This window comes from Burkholderiales bacterium, assembly GCA_023511995.1.
Classification (GTDB): domain Bacteria; phylum Pseudomonadota; class Gammaproteobacteria; order Burkholderiales; family Thiobacteraceae; genus Thiobacter.
The window spans coordinates 158,609-184,822 of the sequence record JAIMAL010000001.1 but is presented as its reverse complement, the minus strand read 5'-3'; the positions used below and the strand labels follow the sequence as shown (position 1 = coordinate 184,822).

At 64.4% G+C, this 26,214-nt stretch carries 27 protein-coding genes and 1 tRNA gene; 9 read left to right on the top strand and 19 right to left on the bottom strand.

What is annotated here, in order from left to right:
* The first annotated feature begins 34 nt into the window (after positions 1 to 34).
* From K6T56_00920 to K6T56_00905, 4 genes are all read left to right on the top strand, one after another.
* Positions 35 to 1,300 (top strand): YeeE/YedE family protein, encoded by a 1,266-nt coding sequence (locus K6T56_00920; protein MCL6554902.1) that lies wholly within the window; start codon positions 35 to 37, stop codon positions 1,298 to 1,300.
* A 164-nt stretch (positions 1,301 to 1,464) separates the two neighbouring features.
* A tRNA-Lys gene (locus K6T56_00915) sits at positions 1,465 to 1,540 on the top strand.
* Positions 1,541 to 2,007: 467 nt separating this feature from the next.
* Entirely contained in the window at positions 2,008 to 2,754 is a 747-nt protein-coding gene (locus K6T56_00910; protein MCL6554901.1) for an FHA domain-containing protein, read from the top strand.
* A gap of 256 nt (positions 2,755 to 3,010) precedes the next feature.
* On the top strand, positions 3,011 to 3,445 hold the full coding sequence (locus K6T56_00905; GenBank protein ID MCL6554900.1) for a pilin: 435 nt from the start codon (positions 3,011 to 3,013) through the stop codon (positions 3,443 to 3,445).
* A gap of 339 nt (positions 3,446 to 3,784) precedes the next feature.
* On the opposite strand, the gene soxB is transcribed toward K6T56_00905, so the two are convergent.
* From soxB to K6T56_00875, 6 genes are all read right to left on the bottom strand, one after another.
* Positions 3,785 to 5,494 (bottom strand): thiosulfohydrolase SoxB, encoded by a 1,710-nt coding sequence (gene soxB, locus K6T56_00900; protein MCL6554899.1) that lies wholly within the window; start codon positions 5,492 to 5,494, stop codon positions 3,785 to 3,787.
* A gap of 133 nt (positions 5,495 to 5,627) precedes the next feature.
* Positions 5,628 to 6,461 carry a sulfur oxidation c-type cytochrome SoxA gene (gene soxA, locus K6T56_00895; GenBank protein ID MCL6554898.1) on the bottom strand — a complete coding sequence of 278 codons (834 nt, stop codon included), beginning with the start codon at positions 6,459 to 6,461 and terminating at the stop codon, positions 5,628 to 5,630.
* A 61-nt stretch (positions 6,462 to 6,522) separates the two neighbouring features.
* Entirely contained in the window at positions 6,523 to 6,837 is a 315-nt protein-coding gene (gene soxZ / locus K6T56_00890; protein MCL6554897.1) for a thiosulfate oxidation carrier complex protein SoxZ, read from the bottom strand.
* Between the two features lie 44 nt (positions 6,838 to 6,881).
* Positions 6,882 to 7,352, bottom strand: coding sequence for a thiosulfate oxidation carrier protein SoxY (soxY, locus tag K6T56_00885; GenBank protein MCL6554896.1), 471 nt, complete (start codon positions 7,350 to 7,352; stop codon positions 6,882 to 6,884).
* A gap of 19 nt (positions 7,353 to 7,371) precedes the next feature.
* A complete protein-coding gene (soxX, locus tag K6T56_00880) occupies positions 7,372 to 7,734 on the bottom strand; it encodes a sulfur oxidation c-type cytochrome SoxX (GenBank protein ID MCL6554895.1) in 363 nt (120 codons plus the stop codon).
* A gap of 320 nt (positions 7,735 to 8,054) precedes the next feature.
* Complete coding sequence (locus K6T56_00875; GenBank protein ID MCL6554894.1) at positions 8,055 to 9,506, bottom strand: M48 family metalloprotease; 1,452 nt, start codon at positions 9,504 to 9,506, stop codon at positions 8,055 to 8,057.
* A gap of 45 nt (positions 9,507 to 9,551) precedes the next feature.
* Between K6T56_00875 and moaC the strand changes: the two genes are divergently transcribed.
* From moaC to K6T56_00860, 3 genes are read left to right on the top strand one after another with little or no spacing between them, the layout of a single operon-like run.
* Complete coding sequence (gene moaC / locus K6T56_00870) at positions 9,552 to 10,028, top strand: cyclic pyranopterin monophosphate synthase MoaC (protein ID MCL6554893.1); 477 nt, start codon at positions 9,552 to 9,554, stop codon at positions 10,026 to 10,028.
* Positions 10,025 to 10,771 (top strand): hypothetical protein, encoded by a 747-nt coding sequence (locus tag K6T56_00865; GenBank protein MCL6554892.1) that lies wholly within the window; start codon positions 10,025 to 10,027, stop codon positions 10,769 to 10,771. The genes moaC and K6T56_00865 overlap by 4 nt, the downstream gene beginning before the upstream one ends.
* Positions 10,768 to 11,295: a TlpA family protein disulfide reductase gene (locus K6T56_00860; protein MCL6554891.1), complete on the top strand. Its 528-nt coding sequence runs from the start codon at positions 10,768 to 10,770 to the stop codon at positions 11,293 to 11,295. The genes K6T56_00865 and K6T56_00860 overlap by 4 nt, the downstream gene beginning before the upstream one ends.
* On the opposite strand, the gene K6T56_00855 is transcribed toward K6T56_00860, so the two are convergent.
* From K6T56_00855 to K6T56_00815, 9 genes are all read right to left on the bottom strand, one after another.
* A complete protein-coding gene (locus K6T56_00855) occupies positions 11,283 to 12,479 on the bottom strand; it encodes an MFS transporter (GenBank protein MCL6554890.1) in 1,197 nt (398 codons plus the stop codon). The genes K6T56_00860 and K6T56_00855 overlap by 13 nt on opposite strands.
* Positions 12,480 to 12,486: 7 nt before the next feature.
* Positions 12,487 to 13,842, bottom strand: coding sequence for a chromate efflux transporter (chrA, locus tag K6T56_00850; GenBank protein MCL6554889.1), 1,356 nt, complete (start codon positions 13,840 to 13,842; stop codon positions 12,487 to 12,489).
* Between the two features lie 19 nt (positions 13,843 to 13,861).
* Positions 13,862 to 14,758: a formylglycine-generating enzyme family protein gene (locus K6T56_00845; protein ID MCL6554888.1), complete on the bottom strand. Its 897-nt coding sequence runs from the start codon at positions 14,756 to 14,758 to the stop codon at positions 13,862 to 13,864.
* Positions 14,759 to 14,892: 134 nt separating this feature from the next.
* Positions 14,893 to 15,297, bottom strand: coding sequence for a ClpXP protease specificity-enhancing factor (locus K6T56_00840; GenBank protein ID MCL6554887.1), 405 nt, complete (start codon positions 15,295 to 15,297; stop codon positions 14,893 to 14,895).
* Positions 15,298 to 15,345: 48 nt separating this feature from the next.
* Positions 15,346 to 15,945: a glutathione S-transferase N-terminal domain-containing protein gene (locus K6T56_00835; protein ID MCL6554886.1), complete on the bottom strand. Its 600-nt coding sequence runs from the start codon at positions 15,943 to 15,945 to the stop codon at positions 15,346 to 15,348.
* A 131-nt stretch (positions 15,946 to 16,076) separates the two neighbouring features.
* Complete coding sequence (locus K6T56_00830) at positions 16,077 to 16,814, bottom strand: cytochrome c1 (protein ID MCL6554885.1); 738 nt, start codon at positions 16,812 to 16,814, stop codon at positions 16,077 to 16,079.
* Entirely contained in the window at positions 16,814 to 18,049 is a 1,236-nt protein-coding gene (locus tag K6T56_00825) for a cytochrome b N-terminal domain-containing protein (protein MCL6554884.1), read from the bottom strand. The genes K6T56_00830 and K6T56_00825 overlap by 1 nt, the downstream gene beginning before the upstream one ends.
* Before the next feature lies 1 nt (position 18,050).
* On the bottom strand, positions 18,051 to 18,641 hold the full coding sequence (gene petA / locus K6T56_00820; protein ID MCL6554883.1) for a ubiquinol-cytochrome c reductase iron-sulfur subunit: 591 nt from the start codon (positions 18,639 to 18,641) through the stop codon (positions 18,051 to 18,053).
* A 126-nt stretch (positions 18,642 to 18,767) separates the two neighbouring features.
* On the bottom strand, positions 18,768 to 19,514 hold the full coding sequence (locus tag K6T56_00815) for a Nif3-like dinuclear metal center hexameric protein (protein MCL6554882.1): 747 nt from the start codon (positions 19,512 to 19,514) through the stop codon (positions 18,768 to 18,770).
* A gap of 15 nt (positions 19,515 to 19,529) precedes the next feature.
* On the opposite strand from K6T56_00815, the gene K6T56_00810 reads away from it, so the two are divergent.
* Together K6T56_00810 and K6T56_00805 are read left to right on the top strand one after the other, a co-directional pair.
* The gene (locus K6T56_00810) at positions 19,530 to 20,687 is read left to right on the top strand and encodes a trypsin-like peptidase domain-containing protein (GenBank protein ID MCL6554881.1); all 1,158 of its coding nucleotides are present in this window, start codon (positions 19,530 to 19,532) and stop codon (positions 20,685 to 20,687) included.
* Positions 20,684 to 21,415, top strand: coding sequence for a prepilin-type N-terminal cleavage/methylation domain-containing protein (locus tag K6T56_00805; GenBank protein MCL6554880.1), 732 nt, complete (start codon positions 20,684 to 20,686; stop codon positions 21,413 to 21,415). Before K6T56_00810 ends, K6T56_00805 begins: the two co-directional genes overlap by 4 nt.
* A 257-nt stretch (positions 21,416 to 21,672) precedes the next feature.
* Here the strand turns inward: K6T56_00805 and K6T56_00800 are convergent, their stop codons facing one another.
* From K6T56_00800 to K6T56_00785, 4 genes are all read right to left on the bottom strand, one after another.
* A complete protein-coding gene (locus K6T56_00800; GenBank protein ID MCL6554879.1) occupies positions 21,673 to 22,587 on the bottom strand; it encodes a hypothetical protein in 915 nt (304 codons plus the stop codon).
* 148 nt (positions 22,588 to 22,735) lie between these two features.
* Positions 22,736 to 23,956, bottom strand: coding sequence for an outer membrane protein transport protein (locus K6T56_00795; GenBank protein MCL6554878.1), 1,221 nt, complete (start codon positions 23,954 to 23,956; stop codon positions 22,736 to 22,738).
* Between the two features lie 248 nt (positions 23,957 to 24,204).
* The gene (locus K6T56_00790; GenBank protein MCL6554877.1) at positions 24,205 to 25,263 is read right to left on the bottom strand and encodes a tetratricopeptide repeat protein; all 1,059 of its coding nucleotides are present in this window, start codon (positions 25,261 to 25,263) and stop codon (positions 24,205 to 24,207) included.
* Positions 25,260 to 26,171: an AAA family ATPase gene (locus tag K6T56_00785; GenBank protein MCL6554876.1), complete on the bottom strand. Its 912-nt coding sequence runs from the start codon at positions 26,169 to 26,171 to the stop codon at positions 25,260 to 25,262. Before K6T56_00785 ends, K6T56_00790 begins: the two co-directional genes overlap by 4 nt.
* Positions 26,172 to 26,214: the final 43 nt, after the last annotated feature.

The following is a 26,214-nucleotide window of genomic DNA, read 5'->3' as shown; positions in this document are numbered from 1 at the left end:
GCCGGTCCCTTGAACGACGCGCGAGGACACCAAGATGATTTTCGACAGCTTCGGACAGGCCCAGTCCGTCTTCCTGTGGGCGGGTTTCGTGATTGCCGTCATCATGGGTGCAGTGGTGAACAAGACCAATTTCTGCACCATGGGCGCGGTCTCCGATTGGGTGAACATGGGGGACACGGGCCGGCTGCGCGCTTGGCTCTTCGCTGCCGCCGTGGCGATGCTGGGTGTGGCGGTGCTGGAGTACTTGGGCCTGGCGAAGCCCGATCTCGCTTTCCCGCCCTACCGTTCCAACCAGCTCGTCTGGCTGGAAAACCTGGTGGGCGGACTCATGTTCGGCGTGGGCATGACGCTCGCCTCCGGTTGCGGCAACAAGACCCTGGTGCGCATCGGCGGGGGCAACCTGAAATCCGTGATGGTGTTCCTCGTCATCGCCGTCATCGCCTACTACATGATCAATCCCTTCCCCAACAGCGACAAGACGCTTTTCACCATTCTCTTCTATGACTGGATGCGGCCTGCCGCCGTGACCCTTTCCACCAAGCAGGACCTGGGTGCCATCATCGGCGGTGAGCAGCCGGCACTGGCCCGTCTGGGGCTGGGTGTGGTGATCGCCCTGCTCCTCATCGCCTTCGCCCTGAAATCCGAGGATTTCCGCAAAAGCTTCGACAACGTCCTGGGCGGGCTGGTGGTGGGGCTCGCCGTGCTCGCCGCCTGGTATGTCACCAGCAACATCATGGTGCGCGCGGAAGGCGAGACCTACACCCTGCAGAACTTCGTCGCCGAGCAATGGGACCTCCTCGCCTCGCCCGAGGACGTGAAGCCCGCCCAGTCGGCAGCGCTCTCCCCCCAGTCCTACACCTTCATCAACCCCATGGGGCAGACCCTGGGCTATGCCATGGGCGGGTTCAACAAGGCGCTCATCACCTTCGGCGTGATGTCGGTGTTTGGCGTCGTTCTCGGCTCCTTCCTCTGGGCGCTGATTTCCCGCAGCTTCAAGATCGAGTGGTTCGCCTCGCTGCGGGACTTCATCAACCATCTCATCGGCGCCATTCTCATGGGCTTTGGCGGCGTGCTGGCCATGGGGTGCACCATCGGCCAGGCGGTGACCGGCGTCTCCACCCTGGCCGTGGGTTCCATCATCACCTTCGTCGCCATCGTGCTGGGCAGCGCCATCACCATGAAGGTCCAGTACTACAAGATGGTCTATGAAAGCGAAGCCACCTTCTACAAGGCCTTCATCACCGCCCTGGTGGACATGAAACTCCTGCCCGCCGGCATGCGCAAACTGGAAGCCGTCTGACCACGCCGCCCCTTGCGGGCAGAAGACAAACGCGGCGCCGACGGTGTTTCGGCTACCCGCTCCTTCGGGGAGCGGGTATGGGTGGGGCCTTCAGGCGCCCGCAGGCACCGGGGCTTTCGTTGACAGCACCCCACGCCCTCCCTATAATCGCCGCTTCTTTTTTCGGGTCGTTAGCTCAGCCGGTAGAGCAGCGGACTTTTAATCCGTTGGTCGCAGGTTCGAATCCTGCACGACCCACCATCCTCGCAGGATCGGCCCACCGCCGGTCCTCTTGTCTATAAGTCCCCATCCCTCTCGCAGCCGCTTAGGTTCTCGCAGAGACGAAAGGCACCCGCCGGGGGCGCACGCCACCGACCCTGCGCCCGAGCCCTCCCCGCAAGGCGCATCGGGTGGGCTTCCGCAGGTCGGGCGCCAGCAAAAACCCACAACAAGGCGCTTTCCCGGGGGCCACCCGAGCGCGGCGCCCCCACCGCCGCCGCTGTTTTGCAAGGCATTGTTTTTGTGTGATTATTTTGCTGCGCGTTTTTTGGTCAGGGGAAAAATTTCCTTGTCCGGGGGCAGTTTAAGTCCTGTTCCGACAAGCTATCCACAAGGTTTTCCACAGCTTCTGTGGACAGTCTGGGCCGACGAACGGCGTCTGGCTTTTCAGGCCGGTGTCATAGAATTCCAACGTCGGCAAGCCAGCGCCAAAACCCGGAGGATCGGCCATGCCCACGATCGTGCTCAGCCTGGATGGGCAGATCGTCCAGGAACATGTCCTCACCCGCGCCCGTACCACCATCGGGCGGCGGCCTTACCACGACATCGTCATCGACAACCTGGCGGTGAGCGGCGATCACGCCGTGATCCTGCGCACCCCCAAGGGATGGATGATCGAGGACCTGGGCAGCACCAACGGCACCCTCTTCAAGGGCGAGCCCATCACCCGCCACCTGCTGAAGGATGGCGATCTCTTGGAAATCGGCCGTTACCGGCTGCGTTTTCTCGCCGCCCCCGAGACCCCGCGCGAGGCGGAGCTGGAAAAGACCGTGGTCATGCGCAGCCCCTTCGCCGGCAAGTCCCTCGCCGCCCTCAAGGGGGAAACGAGTGATCCCGATGCCGCCACGGAGCCTTTCCCGCCCACTTTTTCCCCCGAGCTTTCGCCCCGGGCGCATGGGGGCGTGCAGACCGTCACCGGGGTCGAATCCGCCACGCACCCGGCCCTGCTGCGGGTGCTCTCCGGCCCCGACAGCGGACGGGAAATCCCCCTGGACAAGCCCATCGTCTCCCTGGGCAAGCCCGGAGTGGGGGTCGCCCTCATCACCCGCAAACCCCTGGGCTACTTCCTCGCCCATGTGGATGGGGACCAGCACCCGCTGGTGAACGGCAGCCCCATCAACGACAAGCCCTGCCCCCTGAACCATCACGACCTCATCCAACTGGGCCCGGTGAAGCTCCAGTTCTGCCTGAGGTAACACTCCCGTAGGACGCCCACTGCGGCCAAAACTGACGCAGAGCGTCACCCCGGAGCCCAGCCCAGTCCTGCGGCGGCCGGCTGCTGCCGGGGCCCGAGCGCGGTTTGCGGGGGCAATGACGCAGGCATCGCGAGGCCGCGCCCCTCAAGTTTTCCTCCGGGCTGCCGTTCATAGGCCCTGGCACGGAGCTTGCTGATGGTCGTCCAGACACTCGCGTGTCCGTTTTCCCATCAACCCTGAGCAGAAGGAGCATGCAATGAAACGCGTCCAACAAGGCTTTACCTTGATCGAACTGATGATCGTCGTAGCGATCATCGGGATCCTGGCGGCGATCGCCATTCCGGCGTATCAGGACTACACGGTGAGAGCCAGGGTATCGGAAGGTCTCACGCTGGCCGCCTCCGCAAAAACCACCGTTTCCGAGAACGCAGCGAACGCAGCGGCCGACCTGTGTGCTGGTTTCACGGCGCCCGGCGCGACGGCTTCGGTGGCGTCGGTTGCCTGTAACGGCGCCAACGGCGAGATCACCATCACCTACACGCCTGCTGCGGGCAACGGCACGATCATCATGCACCCGTCCTCCGGTGGCGCGGATCTCGCAGCGGGGGCCATTCCTGCGGGGGGCAGCGTCGATTGGAACTGCACCGGTGGTACGCTGGCAGATCGGTTCCGTCCCGCCCAGTGCCGTTGACGGGTCGAAGGCCACCGGTCGCGGTGGCGACCTCGAGACAACCCCCGCCACGGCGGGGGTTTGTTTTTGTGGCGCCGGCAGCCCAACAGACCGGCAGGGTAGCCCTCGCCCACAGAGGAAGCTTGCCCAGGCACGGCCTCGGGTTTCGTCGTCGTCACCCAAGCGGGTAGGAGCCAGTGGCGGGGCTGAACCACAGGGGAGCGAGGCGCACAGTCAACGGACAATAAGCGCGCTCCGCCCTTTGACAAAGTTTCCTGAAACCGCCGTTTCGGCGAATAGGGCCGGCAGAAGGGAGGTAAACGCGGCTCCCGGCCGGCAGCGGGAGCCGCTGTGTGGGGCTCAGGCCAGCCCGGGGTTTTTGCCCAGGCCAACGATGGTGGGGCGGTTGACCTTGAGGTTTTTCACCACTTTGACGCTGCGCAGGTATTCCGCGACGACTTCCCAGATGGGTGTGCCGCTGACGCCTTCCTGCACCGAGGCCCAGCCCGCGACGAGGTATTTCTTGTTGGGGTCGAGGGGCTTGCCCTTGAGCCGCAGGTCGGTGATGCGGCTGCCCATTTTGGCGGTGGGATTCACGGTGTACTGCAGTCCGCCCACGCGCACCATGTCGCCACCCTGCTGATAGTAAGGGTCGGGATTGAAGAGGTTGTCGCAGACATCCTCCAGCACTTCCTTGATCTGCGCCCCGGTCATTTCGTTGAGGGTGGTCGCGGGATAGGTGATGGCAGTCTGGTCCATGAGCCGCTCCATGGTGATGGCATCACCCGGCAGGAGCGTAGTCCCCCAGCGGAAGCCGGGGGAGAAGGCGATGTCGGCCCCTTTGACCTCGAGGAGGGCATCGACGATGAGCTGGTCGAAGGTGCCGTTGAAGTTGCCGCGGCGGTAGAGAAGCTCTTCGGTGACGGCGAGCTTTTCGTTGAGCTTGGCTTCATAGGGTGCGCGCACCTTGCGGATGTAATCCGCCATGGCGCGGTCCGGCTCGATGAGGTTGGAGAAAACGGGCAGCAGCCGGTATTTGTAACCCTGCACTTTGCCGTTGCGCACATCGAGGTCCATGACGCCCAGGAATTTTCCGTTGGAGCCGGCATTGGTGACAAGGGTGGTGCCCTTGGCGTTTTTGACGGGAATTGCCTGGGGCACGGCATCGTGGGTGTGACCACCGAAGATCACGTCCACGCCGGTGACGCGGGAGGCCATCTTGAGGTCCGTGTCCATGCCGTTGTGGGAAAGGACAACGACCAGCTGGGCGCCCTTGGCGCGCGCCTCGTCCACGTATTTCTGCAGGCTTTCCTCCTGGATGCCGAAGGTCCATTCGGGCACTAAATAGCGGGGGTTGGCAATGGGCGTGTAGGGGAAGGCCTGGCCAATGATGGCCACCGGCACGCCGTTGACATTGCGGATGACATAGGGTTTGAACACCTGGTCGCCGAAATCGGCGGTCTTCACGTTCTGGGCGACGAAATCCACGCTGCCCTTGAAGTCCTTCTCGACGATCTCCTTCACCCGTTCTGCCCCGAGGGTGAATTCCCAGTGGGGGGCCATCACCTGGACGCCGAGGAGTTTCTGGGCATCCACCATGTCCTGACCCTTGGTCCACAGCGCGGTGGCGGAGCCCTGCCAAGTATCACCGGAATCCATGAGCAGGGCGCCGGGCCGCTGCGCGCGGATGTTCTTCACCAGGGTGGCGAGATGGGCAAAGCCTCCAACCTTGCCGTAGATGCGGGCAGCGGCGACGAAATCGAGGTGGGTGAAGGCATGGGCTTCGGCGCTGCCGGGCTTGATGCCAAAGGCCTTGAGGAAGTGCTCGCCCACCAGGTGGGGCGGCCGCCCGCTCGCGGAGCCGACGCCGATGTTCACGTCGGGTTCGCGGAAATAGATGGGAAGCAGTTGCGCATGGCAATCGGTGAAGTGCATGAGGCAGACGTTGCCGAACTTGGGCAGTTCGTAGAAATTCGCCGGCACGTTGCCCGCCAGCACCTGTTTGCTATCGATTGCCAGCCCGGCGGCGGCCGCCGCCGCCAGAACCTGCATGAATTCACGACGCGTCATCGACATCTGGTTCGCTCCTGCAAAGTTGCTGCTCGTTTTCCGCTTGCGCGGACCCTAGTGCTGTTTTGCCCCGGTCACAAAAAAACAAGGCTTGCTGGAGACGCCCACAAGCCTTGTTTGCTTCCGGAAGGAATTATTTGCGGAACACCGATGCTTGCATCGGCAATCCGTTACTGATGTAGGAATGGAAGTACTCCAGGTTGTTGTATTCCTCGCTGCCCGGCTTGAACGGCTTGGCCCGCACCTGTTTGTTGCAACCCTCATAGCGCACCTGCAGGGTCACCAGGTTTTCGCCACCGCGGAACACCGGCCAGTGGGTCGCCTGACCCAGCACCGGAGACAGATACTCAGTCCGCAGCAGGTTGCCGGCATTCTGGATGTGGCAGGTGGCGCAGGAGAAGTTGAGCTGGCCCCGGCGCTGGAAGAAATGCTGTTTGCCCCGCTCGTAGGCTTCCAGCGCCCTCGGCCCCTCCACCTTGATCTGCATCTTCATGCCGTCGGAGAGGGTGCGCGCATAGGCGGTGAGCACGCCCATGGTCTTCATGTCGCTGTAGCTGTACTCCTCCTCCCCATTGGCTTTACGGCAGGCATTGATGGCCATCTCGAAGGTGACCACCTTGCCCAACTGCTCGTCGAAGTAGGGATAATGGCCGGCGATATTCTTGCCGCCGTTGGGGAAGCAACTGGCGTAGGTTTTGCCGTTCTTGAAGGGGGTCTCCCACATCTTCTTGCCCTGCTCGATGACGGAGACGAACGGCGGTAATTCCATGATCGCCTGGTACTGGGCGAAGGCGTCCGGCGAGTAGATAAAAGCGCCGTGGACGTAGTCCTCGAATTTGACGTTGGGGAACTTGTTCTTGAAGTACTCCAAAATTTCCTTGCGGTCCTGCTCCGGGCTGGCCTGCGCCGCCCCCATGACGCCCAGGGTCAGGCTTGCGCCCAACACGGCCATGAGCAATTTTTTCATCTTTATCCTCCTCGTCGTTCTGAATCGGGGCGACGGTGCCTGCCGCCGCCCCAGGCCCACATCAGGCCACGGTGGCTTCGGCGCTGTTGTGATCGCCCTTGTTGTCGGTCCAGCTCACCGTTACCTTGTCACCCGCCTTGGCCCCCTTCACCCGGAAGCCCAGGAAAGGATTGCGGGAGATGGCCACACTCCATTGGGCCTCCAGCACGGGCTTGCCGTTGAGTTCCGCCTTCACCGTCTGGATGAAATGGGCGGGGACGAGCTGGCCGGTCTTGGCGTCCTTGCGCTGCCCCGTCTCCATGGGGTGGTTCATGAGCACCTTGATGTCGGCCACATCACCGGCCAACGTTGCACGAATTCGCATCGGTTCTGCCATTTTCGCTACCTCGCAATCGGTTTCAGTATTGTCCAGTCAGGGGATCAGCCGCCGCAGCCGCCGATGGTCACCTTCACTTCCTTGACCGCGGCGTAATACTTGCCACCGGCCTTGACCACGACGCGGACGTTGGAAGTCTGCCCCATCTTGATACGGGTGGAGATGTAGCCTTCGGCTCCGTTGGCCAGGGTGAAGTCGGCCGCCAGCGGGGTGGCATTCTTTTCCACCAGCAGCGCAATGGCTTCCGTGCCGGCGATCTTGCTCGTCACCTCCACCGGCACCACGGCACCGTTTTCCGCAATGTCCGGCGCCTTGATCTGGATATCCTTGCTGTCGGCCGGCGTGGACGCGCCCATGGCCTTCAGCGCATCGGCCACCGCCTTTGCCTCGAAGGCGGCTTTGTTCCACTCTGCGGCCAGCACTTCGGTGGGGCGGAGCAGGCCCGCCGCCACGGCGACGGCCACCGTACCCGCGGCACCGGCGCCCTTGATAAATGTCCTGCGTGCGTGATTCATAAACGACTCCTTCGTTGTGTTACAGACCATAAACGTAATCGACCACCTTGTCGATCTCCTGCTCGCTCAGGATCTTGTGCTTGCCGAAGGGCGGCATGGAAGTGTAAGGATTGGCCGCCGTGGCATCCCAGATCTGGGCACGCAGCTTGGCTTTATCCGGATACCGAGCCTTCATGGCGATGAGGGGAGGCCCGATGTTGGCAATGGTCACCGCCTTCGGGTCGCCGGGAATGGAATGGCAGGCGAGGCAGTTGCCCTTGCGGTTGTTGAAGGCAATGTCCTGGCCCGTTTCCTCTTTCTTCTGCTCCTGAGCCAGAGCGGGAGCCGCCATCAGCGCGCCAACGATACTGGCGGCCAGCAGCAAGGCGGGGGCTTTGCGCATGTACATCCTCCTTTACCTCTGTGTTTTTGGTTGATCGAGCGAATCGGCCGGAAGCGGGCTCGGGGAAACACCAGCCCTGGCGATCAGTCGGTTTGCATAGCATACCCAAAGATTTTCTGCCGACGCAACCCTCGACGACCGGATTTTTTTGCCAAAACATGGGCTTCTAGTCTTTTAAGACTAAAAGCCCATCACATCGATTGCGAAAAAAGTTGGAGAATCACGGAGTACGCGCAGGACACGGAGGACCGGAGAGACGAGAATTTCGATGGTCTGCCTCCCGCCCCCGCTGTAACCTGTACCCTGTAACCTGAAGCCTGTCACCTGCCACCCTCCGCCCTTCTTTCGGCGTCCCGGGCGCGCAGCTCCTTGAGCCGCGCCTCGACACTGGAAAGTTGGTAGAAGTCGCCTTCGCCGCTTTTGAGGGCGATCTGCAGGTGTTCGATGGCAGCGGGGAGGTTGCCCCGCAGCACTTCCGCTTCCGCTAGGGCACGGTGTTGCAGCAGCACCCGCCCCTGCTGGGCATAGCCCCGCGCCTGCAATTCGTAGAGGCGCAGGTCAGACGGTGTTGCGCGCAGGCGGTTTTCCACCAGCGCCAGCGCCTCGGCGGACCGTCCCGCATCGAGGAGCGCCCGGGCGTAGCCGTAGATGAGGGCGCGATGGGCCGGGAAGCGCGCCATCGCCTGCCGGTAATGGGCGAGCAGGGCCTCGGCGTTACCCTGGGCTGCAAGAATCTCGCCGGCAAGGGTTTCCACCATGGGATGGGAGGCGGGAAAGCGCGTCTTCATCCGCTCGATTTCCTCCCATGCGGCAGCAATCTCGCCATCCCGCAGGAGGGCGGCGGCCAGGCCATAGCGGGTGGCAAGCTCGGCTGCATAGCGATGCTCCCGCAGCGCATCGCGGAAGTAGGCGACGGCCTCGCGGGCACTGCCCGACTGGGCGCGCAGCTTGGCCCGCACGAGGGCAAATTCGGGGCTGTCCGGCACCTGACGGTAGGGCAGTTCCGCCACCCGTGCTGCCATGTCGGCGATGCGTTCGGTGGTGAGGGGATGGGTGCGCAGATAGCTCGGCGCGTTGTTTTCGTAGATACGGTTGTATTTCTGCAGGCGTTCGAAGAAGGTCACCATGCCCCGGGGATCGAAACCCGCCGCCTGCAGCGTCTTCAGGCCCACGCGGTCGGCTTCCCGTTCATTGTCGCGGGTGAAATCGAGCTGGCTCTGGATGGCGCCGGCCTGGGCCGTGGCCACGGCGGCACTCGCCACCTGGCCGTTGGAGCGCGCCGCGAGGATGGCCACCACCAGCGCTGCCAGCGTGGTCAGGGTGGTGCGGCTTTCGGCGGCCACCATGCGCGCGATGTGGCGCTGGGTGACGTGGGCGATTTCGTGCGCCAGCACGCCCGCAAGCTCCGATTCGGTCTGGGCGGCGGAGAGAAGGCCGGTGTGCACGCCGATATATCCACCGGGGAGGGCGAAGGCGTTGAGGGTGTCGTCGCGCATGAGGAAGAACTCAAAATCCTGGCGGTTGTTACCACTGTGCGCGGCGAGGCGATAGCCCAGGCTGTTGAGATAGTCGAGGGCCTCCGGGTCGTCGTAATAGGCGCGCGAGGCGCGCAGCTCGCGCATGATGGCTTCGCCCAGCCTGCGTTCGGTCTGCTCGGAGAAAACGGACTGGGACACCTCGCCCAAATCCGGCAGCTCCTGCACGGCGTAAGCCGGATGGATGAGGTGAAGGGAAGCCAAAAGCAGGGCGACACAACGAAAGCGTTTTGGCATGGTGCTATGATAGCGCCCACGGCATTTGGTTCATGGTGACCGAACTTGAGCGAACTCACCCACTTCGATGGCCAAGGCCAGGCCCACATGGTGGACGTGGCCGACAAAGCAGAAACCCACCGCGTGGCCCGCGCCAGGGGGCGCATCCGCATGCAGCCGGAGACCCTGGCGCTGATCCAGTCAGGCGGCGCCAAAAAGGGCGACGTGCTGGGCGTGGCGCGCATTGCCGCCATTCAGGCCGCCAAACGCACGCCCGACTGGATCCCCCTGTGCCATCCCATTGCGCTGACGCGCGTGGCGGTGGAGTTCGAGATGAACGAGGCGGAATCGGCCATCGACTGCACCGTCACCACCGAGACTGTGGGGCGCACCGGCGTGGAAATGGAAGCGCTCACCGCGGTGGCGGCGGCGCTGCTCACCATCTACGACATGTGCAAGGCGGTGGACCGGGGCATGCGGCTTACGGAAATCCGCCTGCTGGAAAAATCCGGCGGCCGCTCCGGCCACTGGCAGGCTCCATGAGGTGGCTGCTTCTCTGCCTGGGGCTGTTTCTCAGCCCGCCGCTGCTGGCCGCCACCGATGTCTTCACCGTCCACACCCCCGCCGCCGACATCCCTGTCACCCGCCATCAGGCCGCGGGCAAGCGCCTCCTTTTGTGGCTGCCCTCCGAGTACGGGGTGCTCGCCGAGGAACATCGCATCGCGGAGGAACTCGCCCGCCGCGGCTGGGAGGTTTGGCTTGCCGACCTCTACGCCGCCCGCTTCCTGCCCACCGTGGCAAGCAGCGCCGAGGCGCTGCCGGCGGAGGATGTTGCCGCGCTCATCGACGCCGCCCTCGCACGTACCCGGCAGGTGTGGCTGGTCACCGCCGGACGCGGGGCAAAATATGCCTTGGAGGGCGCGCGCCTGCGGCAAAGCCACGCCCGGCAGCCGGCGCTGGCGGGGGCCGTGCTCCTCTACCCCAACCTCTACGTGGGCCAGCCCGAGCCGGGCACTGACCCCGTGTATCTGCCCATCACCCGCGACACCCGCCTTTCCCTCCACATCCTACAGGGGGAGCTTTCGCCTTGGTACTGGACCCTCGACACGCTCAAGGCCGCTTTTGAGGCCGGTGGCAGCCGGGTGAGGGTGCAAACCTTCTCCGGCATCCGCGACCGTTTTTATTTCCGGCCCGACGCCACTGCCGAAGAGAAAGCCCTAGCGGCGCGTCTGCCGGAGCTCATCAGCCAGACCCTGCGTGAACCCCCAACCGGAAGCCGAAGATGATCCGTTCCCTGACCACCTTCCTGTTTCTTCTGCTCGCGAGCGCCTCTGCCTGCGCCGCCGAGCTCAAGGCGGTAAGCCCCCGTGCCGCCCCGCCCCTCATGCTGCGGGACCTGGCGGGCAACCCCCACGACCTGCGGGACTACCGGGGGAAGGTGGTGCTGGTGAATTTCTGGGCCACCTGGTGTCCGCCCTGCCGCGCCGAGTTGCCCTCCATGCAGCGGCTGAGAACCATGATGCGCGACAAACCGTTCGCGATTTTGGCGGTGGACATGGCGGAGACGGAAAAGGAGATCCGCGACTTCCTGCGGGAATTCAAGGAGGCGAAACCCGACTTCACCATCCTCCTCGATCCCAAGGGCGAAGCGATGAAGGCGTGGAAGGTCCACGTCTTTCCCACGAGTTTCCTTGTTGATGCCGAAGGCATGATCCGCTATGCGGTGGCCGGCTCCCTGGAATGGGACGAAGCGGATCCGACCAGCAAGATCGAGAGCCTGTTTCCTCCCGCCCTCGCTCAGTCGCCCTGACGCTCCTCCGGCGGTTTCAAGTCGCGGAACGAGCGATACAACATGAGGTCGTAGCCGATCTTCAAGCCGGCGCCGACGATAAGCGGCATCGTGAGCGCCACCCCCTGCATCAGCACCCCTGCGGCAAACGGTCCAATGGCCCAGCCGGCGAGCCGCACCAGGCTAGTCACACCTGAAGCGAACGTCCGCTCCTCCGGCTTCACCACCGCCATCACATAGGACTGGCGCGTGGGCACGTCCATTTCCACCAGCAGTTCGCGCACCAGGAACAACAGCGCCGCCATCCAGAACTGCGGCACCAGCGCCACGGCGATCAAGACAAGGCTCGACGGGACATGGGTGAACACCATGGTATTCACCAAACCGATGCGCGCCGCCAGCCACGCCGCACCCAGATGCGACACGCCGTTGGCGATGCGCGCGGCGAAAAACAGCAGCGCGATGGCGCCTTCCCCCACGCCGAAGCGCACGAAGAAAAAATACGACAGCAGCGCCGTGCCGAGAAAGCCGCCGGCGAAGCTGTCGATGGCGAACAAACCCGCCACGCGCGCGATGATGCGCCGGCTCTCGGGACTGACGGGTGGGATCCATCGGGGCGACGGCGCGGCGGGTTCGACCGCGGCAGACAGGCCGAGATACAGCAGGCCGGTGAGCGCGTACAACGCGACATAGACGCCGATCGCGACCTGATAGCCGAAAAGCGCGCCGTTGCCCATCAGCGCAGGCAGCCCCGCCGCCAGCACGCCCAGCGCATGGCCGGCATCCTGCAGCACGTTGTACCAGGCAAAACTTCTGGTGCGATGGGCATCGTCGGTCGTCTGCGGCAGCATCGCCTGCTCCAGCACCAATGCCGCACCGCGATCGCGTCCGGCGCCGTTGACCATGCCGAAGAAGGCCGCGGCACACACCGCAAGCAGGTGGGTGGTCCACCACAGCACCACGCCGCCGCCAGCAGCCAGCGCCACCAGCACCAGCAGCGAAGACCGCCGTCCCAGCCGGTCGCCGAGGAAAGTCACGACGAGGGAAGACAGCGCCGCGCCGGTCAATCCGACGCCGACCACCACGCCGATCTCGCCCGCGTTGAAGTTTAGGTGCGCCAGGTACAAGCCCAGCAGCACCCCCATCAAGCCGGTGGCGAAAGCGCGAAGGCAAGCGGTGGTCAGCAGGATGCGGCGGTCGCGCATCGGCCCGCTATGTCCCCAGCAGCGATTTCAAGCCGAGCTCCCATGCCAGCCCCGCGAGCGCGCACGCGCCGATCACTTTCATGATGTCCACCCGGTATTTCCACAGGGCCACGAAGGAGGCGACGGTGATCGCCACCGGAAACCATTCGAAGCCACCGGCAAACGGCGCGATCGCCGTGCCCTTTGGCCAGAAGGTGTGCCAGGCGAAAAACACCGCCAGGTTGACGATCACGCCCACCACAGCGGCGGTGATACCCGTGAGCGGCGCGGTGAACCTGATCTCGTTGCGCGTGGCCTCCACCAGCGGCCCGCCGGCAAGAATGAACAGGAAGGACGGCAGGAAGGTGAAGAAGGTCGCCACCGCCGCACCGGCCAGGCCGGCCGCGACGGGATGCTCGAACACGCCCTTGGCCACGCCGCCGAGATAACCGACCCAGGTCACGATCATGATCAGCGGCCCGGGCGTGGTTTCGCCCAGCGCCAGGCCATCCATCATCTGCGGACCGGTGAGCCAGGTGTAGTGCTCGACGCCGCCCTGGTAGACGTAGGGCAGCACGGCATAGGCGCCACCGATGGTGAGGAAGGCCGCCTGGGTGAAGAACTTAGCCATGTCGGTGAGCGTCTGGCTGCCGCTGATGGCAAACAGGGCCGCAAACCAGATCAGCGCGAAGGCGGCGAGCGTCAATGCCAGCCGGGTCCAGGAAAATTTCGCGTGCCGTGGTGTGGGCGTATCGTCGTCGATCAGCGCCGGACCGTAGGTCTTGTTGCTCGCGCCATGTTCGCCGCCGCCCTGGAACTTGGCGGGCATGAGCTTGCCACCGAGGGCGCCGAGGATGCCTGCCGCCAGCACGATCCACGGAAAGCCGATGTCGAAGAAGAAAATGCCGACGAAGGCCAGCGCCGCCATGCCCCACAGGATTTCGTTTTTCAGCGCGCGCGAGCCGATGCGCCAGGCGGCAAACAGCACGATGGCCACCACTGCCGGCTTGATGCCGTAGAAGATGCCCGCCACCGCCGGCACGTCGCCCCAGGCCAGGTAGATGCCCGCCAGCAGCGACAGCAGCACGAAGGCCGGCAGGAAGAACAGCACGCCCGCCACCACCGCGCCACGCACACCGTGCATCAGCCAGGAAATGTAGATCGCCAGCTGAATCGCCTCCGGCCCCGGCAGCAGCATGCAGTAATTGAGCGCGTGCAGGTAACGGCGCTCGGAAATCCAGCGGCGCTTCTCCACCAGCTCCTGATGCATCATCGCGATCTGCCCGGCCGGACCGCCGAAGCTGATGAAGCCCAGCTTGAGCCAGTATTTGAAGGCTTCGCCCAGGGTCGCCGGCGCCGGAGAGGCGGGTTTGTCTTCGGTCATGGTCTCTCCTTTGCCATTTTCACTCGGCCTCGCGCACCAGCCGGATGCCCACTAGGGTGTAGCGCGTATCCTCGGTATTCCAGTTGCGATAGGCGCAGCGGGCATAGAACGCCCAGGTGTGCCAGGAGCCGCCGCGCCGCACACGTACGGTGCCGGTTGCCGGTCCCTGGGGATCGTCCACGGGCGAGTGGGCGTAATAGTCCTCGGCGTAGAAATCGGCGGTCCACTCCCAGACGTTGCCATGCATGTCGTAGAGGCCGAAGGCATTGGGGGCGAAACTGCCCACCGGCGCGGTGAAGGCGAACCCATCATGACCGGCAAGGGCGAAGGCCGCCCACTGTGGCCAGTAGGGGCGCGCATCAGCGTCGAAGACGTTAGCCACCCCCAGGAGGGATTCCGGATCGTCGCCGCTGTGATAGCGCGTGCGGGTGCCGGCGCGGCAGGCGTATTCCCATTCCGCCTCGGTGGGGAGCCGATAGCGCCTGCCCTCGCGCTCGCTAAGCCACTGGGCGAGCGCCACGGCATCGTTCCAGGTCACGTTCACCACCGGATGATCGTCGCTCTGGGGGAAGCCCGGATTGCGCCAGGAATATTTCGGATCGCGCCCGTCAAAAGCATCCTCGCGGGGAGAGCGGGCCGGATCATGGGCGGGAATGAAGCCATAGCCGCCGGTGCCATCAGCCTCCGACTCCGGCTTGTAGCCGGATGCCTCGACAAAACGCCGGAACTGCCCCACCGTCACCTCGTGCCGTCCCAGATAGAACGGCCGGGTGATGCGCACCCGGTGCACCGGCGCCTCGTCCACAAGCTCCAGGAAACGGCGCAGGGGATAGGCGGGAAAGTCCCGCGCCAGCGCCGCCGGCGCTTCATCGCTGCCCATGAAAAACTCCCCCGCCGGGATGAGCACGAACTCCATGCCCAGGGAATTGCGGATGACCGCCGGGGGCGTCTGCGCAGACGCGGGTGCGAAGGCAAGGAGGATGAGGAGAAGGGTGGCCGCGAATGCTCCGCGGCAGGGGCGTGGCTTATCCCCCACTCGCCCGCTCAAGCTTATTTCACCACCTTGAGGTGGGCGCCCCGCGGGGGCTTGCCGCCGGGACCGGGGTTGGTGCCGGTGCCGGAAGGGGGCGGCGTGTCGCCAACGGCGGGCATCTGGAAAAAGAGGCCCTGCCCGGTTTCCTTGGAGAAAATGCCGGAGACCGCCTCGATGGGGATTTCCAGCTCCCGCGACACGCCATTGAAGCGCGCCGCGAAGCGGATGAAGTCGTTGTCGATCTTGAGCTTGTGGGTGGCCGTGTAGCTGATGTTGAGGACGATCTGGCCGTCTTTCACGTACTCCATGGGCACCCGGGTGCGGGCATCCACCTGCACCGCGAGATAGGGCGTATAGCCTTGATCGACGCACCATTCGTAGATGGCGCGGATCAGATAAGGCTTGGTGGATGGCTCGAACATCGCGCTTGACCCTCTACGGACACCCCTCGAGGCTGCCGCCCTCCCTCGTCATTTGCGCATGGCCTTTTCCGACGGCGTCAGGGCGTCGATGAAGGCGGGCCGCGAGAAAATCCGCTCGGCGTATTTGAGGATCGGCGAGGCCTGCTTGGGCAACTGGATGCCATAGTAATCCAGGCGCCAGAGGAGGGGCGCAATGGCCACATCCAGCATGGAATACTCGTCGCCCAGCATGTATTTCTGCTTCTGGAACACCGGCGCAATGAGGGTGAGGTGATCCCGGATGATGGCCCGCGCCTTGTCCGCCTCCTTCTTCGGCCCCTTTTCCAGGGTGTCGATGTGGGAGAAAAGCTCGTTTTCGAAGCGGAAGAGGAACAGCCGCGCGCGCCCACGCATCACCGGATCGGCGGGCATGAGCTGGGGGTGGGGGAAGCGCTCGTCGATGTATTCGTTGATGATGTTGGCCTCGTGCAGGACCAGGTCGCGCTCCACCAGCACCGGTACCCGGTTGTAGGGGTTCATCACCGCGATGTCCTCCGGCAGGTTCTCGACGTCCACGTCGATCACCTGGAAGTCCATGCCCTTTTCATAGAGCACGATGCGGCAGCGCTGGCTGAAGGGGTCGGTCATCCCCGAGTAGAGAGTCATCATAGGCGTTCACCCGTCGTGTAAGCCTCACTGGCCCCTTTAGATGGGGCGGGGCCGGCCCCGGTTCAAGAGCAGGGCGCCCAAAAGGAGAAGGGGCGGAGGCCCTGCCGCCCCCGCCCCCTTCCGCCCGGGCTTCAGTGCACGTCCTTCCAGTATTCCTTCTTCAGGTAATAGGTCAGCACCGCCAAGCCGAGGAGGTAAAAGATCACGATGATGCCCAACTGCTTGCGCTGCGCCTGGGCCGGCTCACCCATGTACACCAGGTAGTTCACCAGATCGCCCACCGCTGCGTCGTACTCGGCCCGGGTGAGCTTGCCCGGCTTGACCAGCTCGAAGTGGTCGAAGACCTGTTTTTCCTTGCCTTCGTGGTCCTTCACCGTCTTGAAGTGCGCCACCTGCTCCCCCTGCAGCTCCCACAACACGTGGGGCATGCCCACGTTGGGGAAGACGGTGTTGTTCCAACCCGTGGGGCGGGACGGGTCACGGTAGAAGCTGCGCAGGTAAGTGTAGAGCCAGTCCGGGTCGCGGGAACGGGCGATCACCGTAAGATCCGGCGGCGTGGCCCCGAACCAGGCCTTGCCGTCCGTCGGCCGCAGGGCGATGGTCATCGGCTGTCCCACCTTTTCCTGGGTGAAGAGCAGATTGTCGGCAATCTGCTGCTCGGTGAGCCCCAGATCCGTCAGCCGCGAATAGCGCATGTAATTGGCGCTGTGACAGTTGAGGCAATAGTTGACGAACAGACGCGCGCCCTTTTGCAGGGAAACCCTGTCGTTGACATTGACGGGGGCGCGGTCTAGATGCACCGCTGGCCCGCTGGCCAGGCCGGTTGCCGGCAGCAGCGCAAAGAGGAGGAGGATCAGCTTGCTTTTCATTATCCAGTCACCCTTTCCGGTTCCGGTTTGGTCTTGTCGATCCTGGTGTACCAGGGCATCAGCAGGAAGAAGAGGAAATAGATCACGCTGAAGATCCGCGCCAGCACGGTGTACACGGGTGTGACCGGCTGCATGCCCAGGTAGGAGAGCCCGATGAAGGAAATGGCAAACAGGGTGAGCGCGGTCTTGTAGAGCACACCCCGGTAGCGGATGGACTTCACCGGCGACTTGTCGAGCCAGGGCAGGAAGAAGAGGAGCACGATGGCCGCGCCCATGGCCAACACCCCCGGGAATTGGGAACCCAGGATGGGCGGCACCGCGCGCAGGATGGAGTAGAAGGCGGTGAAGTACCACAGGGGCGCGATGTGCTCCGGCGTCTTCAGCGGATCGGCGGGGATGAAGTTGTTGGCTTCGAGGAAATAGCCCCCCATCTCCGGCGCGAAGAAGATGATCGCCGAAAAGACGATGAGGAAGACCACCACGCCGAAGATGTCCTTCACCGTGTAGTAGGGGTGGAAGGGAATGCCATCCAGGGGGATGCCGGTGTTGGGGTCCTTTTTCTTCTTGATCTCGATGCCGTCCGGATTGTTCGAGCCCACCTCGTGCAGCGCCACCAGGTGCACGAACACCAGCGCGATGAGCACCAGTGGCAGGGCGATGACGTGGAAGGCGAAGAAGCGGTTCAGCGTGGCATCGGAAATGACGTAGTCACCGCGGATCCACACCGCCAGATCAGGACCGATGACGGGGATGGCAGCGAAGAGATTGACGATCACCTGCGCGCCCCAGAAGGACATCTGCCCCCAGGGCAGGAGGTAGCCCAGGAAGGCTTCCGCCATCAGCGCGAGGTAGATGAGCACGCCGAAAATCCAGATGAGTTCCCGCGGCTTGCGGTAGGAGCCATAGAGCAGACCGCGGAACATGTGCAGATAGACCACGACGAAGAACATCGAGGCGCCGGTGGAATGCATGTAGCGGATGAGCCAGCCCCAGTCCACGTCGCGCATGATGTATTCCACGGCGGCGAAGGCAAGCCCGGCGTCGGGCTTGTAGTTCATGGTGAGGAAGATGCCGGTCACGATCTGGATGACCAGCACCAGCAGGGCCAGCGAACCAAAGAAGTACCAGAAGTTGAAGTTCTTCGGTGCGTAGTACTCGGACAGATGGGCTTTCCAGGTGGCCGTCAGGGGGAAGCGCTCGTCCACCCAGGCGAGGAGTTGTTGCATCTTGCTCATGTCACGCTCCCTTGGTGTCTTCGCCGATCAGGATGCGGGTGTCGCTGAGGTAGCGGTGCGGCGGCACGACCATGTTGGTGGGTGCCGGCGACCCCTTGAACACCCGCGCCGCCAGGTCGAAACGGGAACCATGGCAGGGGCAGTAGAAGCCGCCGTGCCAATCCGGCCCGGTTTCGTTGTCGGACACCGGTTTGAGCTTGGGTGTGGGCGAGCAGCCCAGGTGGGTGCAGATGCCGATGACGACGAGATACTGGTCCTTGATCGCCCGGTGGTTCTTGCAGTATTCGGGCTGGATGGAGCTTTCGGACTTGGGATCGGACAGGCGGTCGTCATGTTTGTCGAGAAGCGCCAGCATTTCCTTGGTGCGGTAGACGACCCAGACCGGCTTGCCGCGCCATTCCACCGTGGCGTAGCTGCCGGGCTCGATTTTGCTGATGTCCACTTCCACCGGGGCGCCTGCCGCCTTGGCGCGCTGGCTCGGGTTCATGCTGGCGATGAACGGCCAGGCCGCCGCCAGCACCCCCGCTCCCCCCACCACCGACGTGGCGATCACCAGGCGGCGGCGGGTGCGATTCACTCCTTGGTTGCTCATATCCCGTCCTGTCGAAATGTCCAAGAAAAGGCAAAAGCGGCATTCTACCCAAAAGCGGTGCGGCTTTAGAAGCCCCTGCTCTATATCGCCTTGATTTCGCTCAAGGAAACCATCCCTGCCGGGGCCTCACACGGGATTGGGAATGTCGATGAATTGATGTTCGAGCCCGAAGCGAGCGGCCAGGTGCTCGCCCAGGGCCTGGATCCCGTCCCGTTCGGTGGCGTGGTGTCCTGCGGCGAGGAAGGCGACCCCGGATTCCCGCGCGAAGTGGACGTTGTGCTCGGAGACTTCGCCGGTGAGATAGGCATCCACGCCATAGCCGGCGGCGGTCTCGAACCACCCCTGGGCGCCGCCGCTGCACCAGGCGATGCGGCGGATGACCCGTTCCGCCTCGCCCACCACCAGCGGCGGGCGCGCCAGCGCCGCGGCGATGCGCCCGGCAAGCTGCGCCAGGGGAACGGGTTCATCGACCCGCCCCACGGCAATGAGGCCCTGCTCGCCCACCCACGCTTCCACGGTGAACCCCAGCCGGTGGCCAAGCCGCGCATTGTTGCCCAGTTCCGGGTGGGCATCGAGGGGCAGATGGAAAGCAAAGAGGCTCACCTCGTGTTGCAGCAGGAGCCCGATGCGACGACGCTTCACGCCCACGATGGGCGCCGGCTCGTTCTTCCAGAAGAAGCCGTGATGGACCAGCACCGCATCCGCTCCCGCCTCGATCGCCGCCGCAAGGAAGCTCAGATTGGCGCTCACGCCGGTGACGATGCGCCGCACCTCCGGCCTGCCCTCCACCTGCAGGCCATTGGGGCAATAGTCGCGGAAGCGGCCGACGTCAAGGAGGCTGCGCGTATAATCGTCCAAGTCGGTGAGCCGCATGTTTTCCTCTGCCCAATGAAAAGACTCTGGCTCCTCTTCGCCCAGTTCACCACCCTGTGCGTGGCCGTGCTCTTCGTCGTCGCCACCTTCCGGCCGGAGCTGTTGCGCCGTGGGTCTGCGCCGGAAGGCAACGTGACGCTACCCTTGCCGGCCACGCCCGCGCCGGCATCCTACCGCGCCGCGGCGAAAAAGGCGATGCCGGCGGTGGTGAACATCTACACGGCGAAGCGGGTGCGTCCTTCCAGACACCCCTTCCTCGACGATCCCCTCTTCCGCCGCTTCTTCGGCGATGAGTTCCCCAACGAGCCGCAGCGGGTGACCAACCTCGGCTCCGGGGTCATCGTCGATCGCCAGGGCTACATCCTCACCAACCACCATGTCATCGAGGCCGCCGACGAAATCCAGGTTCTGCTCGCCGATGGACGCCGCGCCCCGGCTCGCCTCGTCGGTTCCGACCCGGAGACCGACCTCGCGGTGATCCGCATCGATCTGCCGGATTTGCCCGTCATCGAGTTCGGCCATGCGGAACGCCTCGCCGTGGGCGATGTGGTGCTGGCGATCGGCAACCCCTTCGGCGTCGGCCAGACGGTCACCATGGGCATCGTCAGTGCCCTGGGCCGCAGCCATCTGGGCATCAACACCTTCGAGGATTTCATCCAGACCGACGCCCCCATCAACCCCGGCAATTCCGGCGGCGCGCTGGTGGACACCAACGGCGCCCTGGTGGGCATCAACAGCGCCATCTTTTCCAGGAGCGGCGGCTCGCTGGGCATCGGCTTCGCCATCCCCGAAACCCAGGCAAGACAGGTCTTGCGCGAAATCGTGCAGCACGGCGCGGTGGTGCGGGGCTGGATCGGCGTCTCCATGCGGGATCTCCCGCCCGAGGCCGCGCGCGCCCAGGGGCCCGGCCAGAGCCGGGGCATCCTCATCGTCGGCGTGCTGCGCGATGGCCCGGCCGACCGCGCCGGCATCGAGGCCGGGGACATCCTGACCCGCATCGACGGGAAGCCCCTCGCCGATGCCAATGCCGCCCTGCGCCAGATCGCGCAGCTCGCCCCAGGGCGCAGGGTGACCGCCACCATCGTGCGCCAGGGCCGGGAAAAGCGGCTTGACATCGTCATCGGACGGCGCCCGCCCAGGCTGCCTGGCCCCACCCAGGAGGACGAACCATGACTGGCCACAGGCCAGGCGGCTTCTCCCTCATCGAAATGGCGGTGGTGCTGTTCATCGTCGTGCTCCTGCTGGGTAGCCTCTTGGTGCCCTTCAACAGCCAGGTGGAACAGCGCCGCGTGGCGGAGACGCAGAAAATCCTCGAGGAAGCGAAAGAAGCCCTGATCGGTTATGCCATCGCCAATGGCCGCCTGCCCTGCCCCGATCTTCGCAGCCCCGCCGCCGGCTACACGCCCAACGATGGGCTGGAAGACCGCACCCCCACCGGCGATTGCGTCGCCCAGGCCGGCAATCTCCCCTGGGCCGAGCTAGGCGTGGCGAAGACCGATGCGTGGGGCCGGCTTTTCCGTTACGCCGTGAGCCCCGAGTTCAGCCAGGCCATCAGCCTGACAAGCAGCCCCACCCTCACGGTGAAATCGCGGGATGCGAACGGCAACAGCATCGCCGTCTCCAAGGTGAACGGCGTGCCCGCCGTGGTCCTTTCCCACGGCAAAAACGGTTACGGCGGCATCGACGGCGATGGCATGCCGGCAGCGCCGGTGCCGCCCCAGAATGCGGACGAGACCACCAACGCCACGAGCACGCAAACCTTTTACGCACGCCCCAGCAAAGGCCCGCAGACCCCCTGCGACGACAATGGCACGCCCCTTTGCGAATTCGACGACATCGTCACCTGGCTTTCGCCCAGCATCCTGCTCCACCGCCTGATCGCCGCCGGACGGCTACCGTAGGCAGGCGGCGCCACCCCGACGCTTCCCCACCCGTCCCTCCTCGGGAAAGATGTGCAAACGCCCGCTGGGCGAGGATCACGGAAGAAGGCCGCCGCGGTGAAGAGGCCTCCCCCCCTCACCCGCAAGGCACTGTTCCCCGGGCACGGATAAGGACGAGCATGGCGACGCGGGTGTGTTTTCACCGCGCAAAAAAATCAGGGCCGGCGCCAACTCTCGAAGCGCGGCCGGCCCTGCCCACGTGCTGGGGTGTAGCCCGGTCAGAACTTCACTTCCTCGAATTCGCCGCCCGCGGCGAGGGTGAGCGCCTTACGGATGGCTTCCGGGCTCTTCATGATGTTCATGAAGCTGTTTTTGCCCATCATGGAGAGGTCGGGGAAGCTCACGGCGATGCGGAAGCGCGCATAGAGGGCATAGGCCTTGTTGCCGGAGACCAGGATTTCATAGGGCAGGTGAGCCGCCGACTTCACCTCCTTGAAGTCGATCTCGCTCATGATGTACTTGTCATCCATGTACTTGTCGGCCTCGGTTTTGCCCTTCATGGCCACGCCGAAGACGGTTTCCTGCTTGCCCGGGATGTCGATACGATAGACCTTGGTCACGCCCGCCACCCCCTTGGCGAGATTCGCCTCCACCGTCTTCACGCCCTCCTCATAGGACTTGTACTCAGCGAGCACGCTCGGCTCGTCGAAGTATTCCATGCCCATCATGTAGTGATATTTGCGCAGCTTGGAGGCAGAAAGCCCCTTCGCACCGAACTCCTCCACGCGCCCCAGGGCCTTTTCCAGCGCCGCGCTCACGCCCGCTAGATCGTTTTTCATGCGGTAGGCATTGGCCCAGTAAGGCGGGTTGGTGTAGGACACCTGCACCTCGTTGCCGGCCTTCACCACCGCCACGCGCATGGCCGCGCCGAAGCCGCCGTGCTCGCTCTGCGCCGCCGTGCGCTTGAGCTCGTCGTTGGTCACGGCGATGATGGTCGTGCCGGGATAGGGCGTGTAACTCCCCACCACCTGGAAGCCATTGGCGGTAAGGGCTTTCTTCACTTCCTCCACCTTGGCCGCCTGATCGCCGGGGCCCTTGTAGGCGAGGACGAAGGGTTTGAGCAGGTCATCCGCAATCGCCGTGCCGGCCAGCAAAGCCAGGCAGAACACCGCGAACCATTTCGCAATCCTCATGGCAGTCTCCTCTGGTGATGCGCCGCCTCACCGGGCGGCTTGTTCCGGAAAGACCGGCCGGAACCGGTAGGTTCCGACCAGTCCGATGCAGAGCAAAAAAAAGCTGAAAGTCGAACTGCAACTTTCAGCTTTTTCGTTGGCGATACCGTCAGAACTTCATGCCGTAGGCCACGCCGAAGCTGTCCTCGTACATGGTGTTGTTGATACCGGTACTGGGCCCCGTACCATTGACGGTGTTCTTGAAGGCATGCATGTAGGCGAAGGACAGCTCACCGCCATTGGGCATGCGCCAGGTGGCACCCAGCGTGGCATGTTCCTTGATCACGCCCGGCGCCAGGATGTTGAAGAAGGTCTCGGTGCCGGCATAGGGCACGTCGTTCCAGCTGTAGCCGGCGCGCAGGGTCCATTGTTTATTGAGGTCATAGGACACGCCCAGCTTGTAGGCGGTGATATTCTCCCAGCCAAAGCCCGGGCCGTTGTCCGTACCCAGCTGAGCCGTGTTGGAGCCACGGTTGGCGATGGACTTGATGTCGCCATAGTTGATGCGCTGCACGTCGGCGGCGATGGTAAGTTGCGGGGTGGCCTGCCAGGCAAAGCCGATGCCGTAGTTCTCGGGAATGTCGAAATCCCCCTGCTCGGCGAAGAGGCCCTTGTATTTGTCAAATTTCTGCATCCAGGTGCGGGACTGGTAGGTCACACCCACGCTGAAGGTGGGCGTGAGCTGCCCCGTCCAGCCGAGGCCAATGCCATAGCCCCAGGAGCTGTCATAGCCATTGTTCGTGACATTGCCCGGGGAAGAGGACATCATGCCATTGTCGAAGTTCTGAAGTCCATAAGCCTTGAATCGCTGATAGGCGAGCTTGAGGCTGACACCGATGGCGTTGCGGTCGTTGATCTTCATCGCCCAGGTGGGGGCGATGAACAGTTGCATGAGATCGACGCCGAGATTGCCGGTGCCAAAAATCAAACCAAATGTTCTGCTATTCAGGTTTCCATAATCCGTATTCATGCCCCCGTTGCCATACACGGACACCCCCAGGGACATGTTGTTGCTGATCATCTGGTTGTAGCCGAACTCGGGGATGAAGAAGTTTTCGGTGTCGTTTCCATCGAACGTCCCTGCGCCCGTGATGGTCGACTCCCGCTGCGGCCGGAAGTAATCGAGACCCACGTCCCAGCGGCTGCCCACCAGCACCATGTTGGCCGGGTTGGTGGCGGCGGCGAGGGCGTCCTGGCCGTAGGCGATGCCTACGCCCGCCATGCCCTTGGACTTGATGCCATAGCCGTGGGAGAAGTAACCATTGGTGGCGAAGGCCGGAGCCATCAGGCCTGCCAGAGCCAGGGCGCCTGCGAGAGCACGAAGCTTCATTGCTTTTCCTCCTTGAGATGAGCGGTTTTTGCTTGAAGGATGACCCAACAACGCGATGCGTCGTTGGGGCGATACTAACCTATGGTTCGGTGTTGCGCAAAGCGTTTTGGTAGGAAATGACCAGTCCCCATGGCGGCAGTGTTGCAAAAATGAGACAGGTTTCAGGTTTCAGGGCACAGGCTTCAGGGTGCAGAACATTGAAACGCCCTGCTCCTCCATGCGCTCCGCCTCCTCCGTGGCGCTGAAAGCTACTCGCCCGCCCTGCCGGGGCGCAGCTGTTTTAAGCGCTGCTCGGCGAAGGCGCGCAGTTCCCGGCTCAAGCCCGGCAGCGCCATCGCGCGGGCAAAGGCCTCCGCCGCCTCGGCAGGTCTTTGCGCCGCTTCCAGGGAGATGCCCAGCCCCACCCACCACGGAGCGCGCTCCGGCTCGCGGCCCAAGGCGGCCTGGTATTGGGCGATCGCTTCCCCATGGCGCCCCAGCCGCTGCAGCACGGCCGCGTGGAACGCCGCATACGCGGCCTCACTTTCCCCCTGGGCCGCGTAGCGCTCGAGGGTGGCCAGCGCAGCCTGTTCCCCTTTGGCTTCCAGTTGCACCCGCGCGAGCGCCATGGCCAGCCGGCCGATGAGACGGCCGTTGCCGCCCGCCTCCTCAAGCCCCCTCTGGAGCAGCCGCTCCGCCTCGTCGAGCCGCCGACCGTTGAGGTAGAGGGCAAGGAGCGCCTGGCGCGCGCCGCCATGGCTGGGGTCGAGGCTTGCCGCCTCCTTGAGCGCGGCCTCGCCTTCCATGGCCTTTCCCTGGGCGAGCAGATTGAGGCCCTCGGCGTAGCGCTGCTCCGCCTGCTGGGCGGGGGTGAAACGCTTGAGGCTTCCCGGCGATGCCACCTCCCCGGCAGCTGCGGGCGGAGGCGCAGCGGGCATCACAACGGGCTTCTCCACCGTGCGGCGGGGAGGCGCGGTTGCCTCGACCACGGCGGGCGCCGGCGCGACGGAGGGGGTGTCCGCCACGGGCGCCGCGGGGGGCGCTGCGGGCGCCACGGGCACAGGAGCAGGGACCGCAGGGGGATGGGCGGGCTGGGGTTCCGCCAGTGGTGCCCGGCTTACGGGCGGCTTGGGTGCGGGCGGCCGGGAATGCGAGAAGTACCCCCAGAGAGCAAGCCCCAGGCCTGCCGCAATCAGGACCAGGGCGCCGATGAGCCACGGGAAGCGGCGGGGCGTGGCCGGGGGAACGGCGCGCACGGGCTGCGGCAGGGTGTCGAGGGACTCGTGCCGCGCGTCCAGCTCCTGCAGCATGCGGTTGATGACGCTCATCGCAGCACCACCCAGGCGCCGGCAAGCAATCCCAGCCCCATGAGCCCCGCCGCCCAGGCCCAGAGCCCAAAACGCGTCAAGGATAAACGGGCGAGCGGCCGCGCTGCCGGGGTGTCGCGGGCGGCGAGGACCACGTGGCGGCCGGTCACCCGCTGGCCGCCTTCCCCGAAGACGAGGAGCAGGGCCTTGTGCGCCAGCACGTTGACGAGCCGCGGGATGCCGCCACTGGCGCGATAGAGGAGCGCCAGCGCCCGCCGGCTGAACAGGGGGCCGCCGGCATAGCCCGCCACGGAAAGGCGGTGGGCGATGTAGTAATCCATCTCCTGCCGGGTCAGGGGACCCAGGGTGTAGTGGAAGGTGATGCGACTTTTGATCTGGCGCACGGCGTGTTGATCAAGCTTTGCGTCCAGTTCCGGCTGGCCGAACAGCACCACCTGCAGCAGTTTGCGTTTTTCCGTTTCCAGATTGGACAGCAGCCGCAGGGCTTCCAGCGTTTCCAGGGGCATGGCCTGCACTTCGTCGAGACACAGCACCACCTTTTTGCCGGCGCGGGCAAAGTCGAGGAGAGCCCGCGTGACGGCCTTGAGGGCCTGATGCTGGTCGGCCTCTGCCGGGAGTCTCACGCCCAGCTCCTCCGCCAGCGCGAGGAGCAGGGTGCGCGGCTCGAGATAAGGATTCGGCAGATACGCGCTGACGAAGCCCTGGTCGAGACTGGAGAGGAACTTGCGGCACAGCAGCGTCTTGCCCGTCCCCACCTCGCCGGTGATCTTGATGAAACCCTCGCCATTGCGCACCGCCACCAGCAGGGTGTTCAGGGCCTCCTGGAAGCTGCACGAGGCAAAGGAAAAGGCGGTGTCGGGGGTGATGCTGAAGGGCGCCTCCCGCAACCCGAAATGCCGGCGATACATGGTCTTAAGTGTTGAGCCACCCTGCCCGTCAGGGGCACAGTTG

Coding starts and splice junctions, on each gene's coding strand:
- K6T56_00805 (MCL6554880.1), top strand. CDS start 20,684: ATGACTGGCCACAGGCCAGGCGGCTTCTCCCTCATCGAAATGGCGGTG.
- K6T56_00815 (MCL6554882.1), bottom strand. CDS start 19,514: ATGCGGCTCACCGACTTGGACGATTATACGCGCAGCCTCCTTGACGTC.
- K6T56_00800 (MCL6554879.1), bottom strand. CDS start 22,587: ATGAGGATTGCGAAATGGTTCGCGGTGTTCTGCCTGGCTTTGCTGGCC.
- K6T56_00905 (MCL6554900.1), top strand. CDS start 3,011: ATGAAACGCGTCCAACAAGGCTTTACCTTGATCGAACTGATGATCGTC.
- K6T56_00835 (MCL6554886.1), bottom strand. CDS start 15,945: ATGATGACTCTCTACTCGGGGATGACCGACCCCTTCAGCCAGCGCTGC.
- K6T56_00910 (MCL6554901.1), top strand. CDS start 2,008: ATGCCCACGATCGTGCTCAGCCTGGATGGGCAGATCGTCCAGGAACAT.
- K6T56_00865 (MCL6554892.1), top strand. CDS start 10,025: ATGAGGTGGCTGCTTCTCTGCCTGGGGCTGTTTCTCAGCCCGCCGCTG.
- K6T56_00920 (MCL6554902.1), top strand. CDS start 35: ATGATTTTCGACAGCTTCGGACAGGCCCAGTCCGTCTTCCTGTGGGCG.
- soxB (MCL6554899.1), bottom strand. CDS start 5,494: ATGACGCGTCGTGAATTCATGCAGGTTCTGGCGGCGGCGGCCGCCGCC.
- K6T56_00830 (MCL6554885.1), bottom strand. CDS start 16,814: ATGAAAAGCAAGCTGATCCTCCTCCTCTTTGCGCTGCTGCCGGCAACC.
- K6T56_00810 (MCL6554881.1), top strand. CDS start 19,530: ATGAAAAGACTCTGGCTCCTCTTCGCCCAGTTCACCACCCTGTGCGTG.
- soxY (MCL6554896.1), bottom strand. CDS start 7,352: ATGAATCACGCACGCAGGACATTTATCAAGGGCGCCGGTGCCGCGGGT.
- K6T56_00795 (MCL6554878.1), bottom strand. CDS start 23,956: ATGAAGCTTCGTGCTCTCGCAGGCGCCCTGGCTCTGGCAGGCCTGATG.
- K6T56_00785 (MCL6554876.1), bottom strand. CDS start 26,171: ATGTATCGCCGGCATTTCGGGTTGCGGGAGGCGCCCTTCAGCATCACC.
- K6T56_00845 (MCL6554888.1), bottom strand. CDS start 14,758: ATGGAGTTCGTGCTCATCCCGGCGGGGGAGTTTTTCATGGGCAGCGAT.
- K6T56_00825 (MCL6554884.1), bottom strand. CDS start 18,049: ATGAGCAAGATGCAACAACTCCTCGCCTGGGTGGACGAGCGCTTCCCC.
- petA (MCL6554883.1), bottom strand. CDS start 18,641: ATGAGCAACCAAGGAGTGAATCGCACCCGCCGCCGCCTGGTGATCGCC.
- K6T56_00790 (MCL6554877.1), bottom strand. CDS start 25,263: ATGAGCGTCATCAACCGCATGCTGCAGGAGCTGGACGCGCGGCACGAG.
- K6T56_00855 (MCL6554890.1), bottom strand. CDS start 12,479: ATGCGCGACCGCCGCATCCTGCTGACCACCGCTTGCCTTCGCGCTTTC.
- soxZ (MCL6554897.1), bottom strand. CDS start 6,837: ATGGCAGAACCGATGCGAATTCGTGCAACGTTGGCCGGTGATGTGGCC.
- K6T56_00840 (MCL6554887.1), bottom strand. CDS start 15,297: ATGTTCGAGCCATCCACCAAGCCTTATCTGATCCGCGCCATCTACGAA.
- K6T56_00875 (MCL6554894.1), bottom strand. CDS start 9,506: ATGCCAAAACGCTTTCGTTGTGTCGCCCTGCTTTTGGCTTCCCTTCAC.
- K6T56_00860 (MCL6554891.1), top strand. CDS start 10,768: ATGATCCGTTCCCTGACCACCTTCCTGTTTCTTCTGCTCGCGAGCGCC.
- chrA (MCL6554889.1), bottom strand. CDS start 13,842: ATGACCGAAGACAAACCCGCCTCTCCGGCGCCGGCGACCCTGGGCGAA.
- soxX (MCL6554895.1), bottom strand. CDS start 7,734: ATGCGCAAAGCCCCCGCCTTGCTGCTGGCCGCCAGTATCGTTGGCGCG.
- soxA (MCL6554898.1), bottom strand. CDS start 6,461: ATGAAAAAATTGCTCATGGCCGTGTTGGGCGCAAGCCTGACCCTGGGC.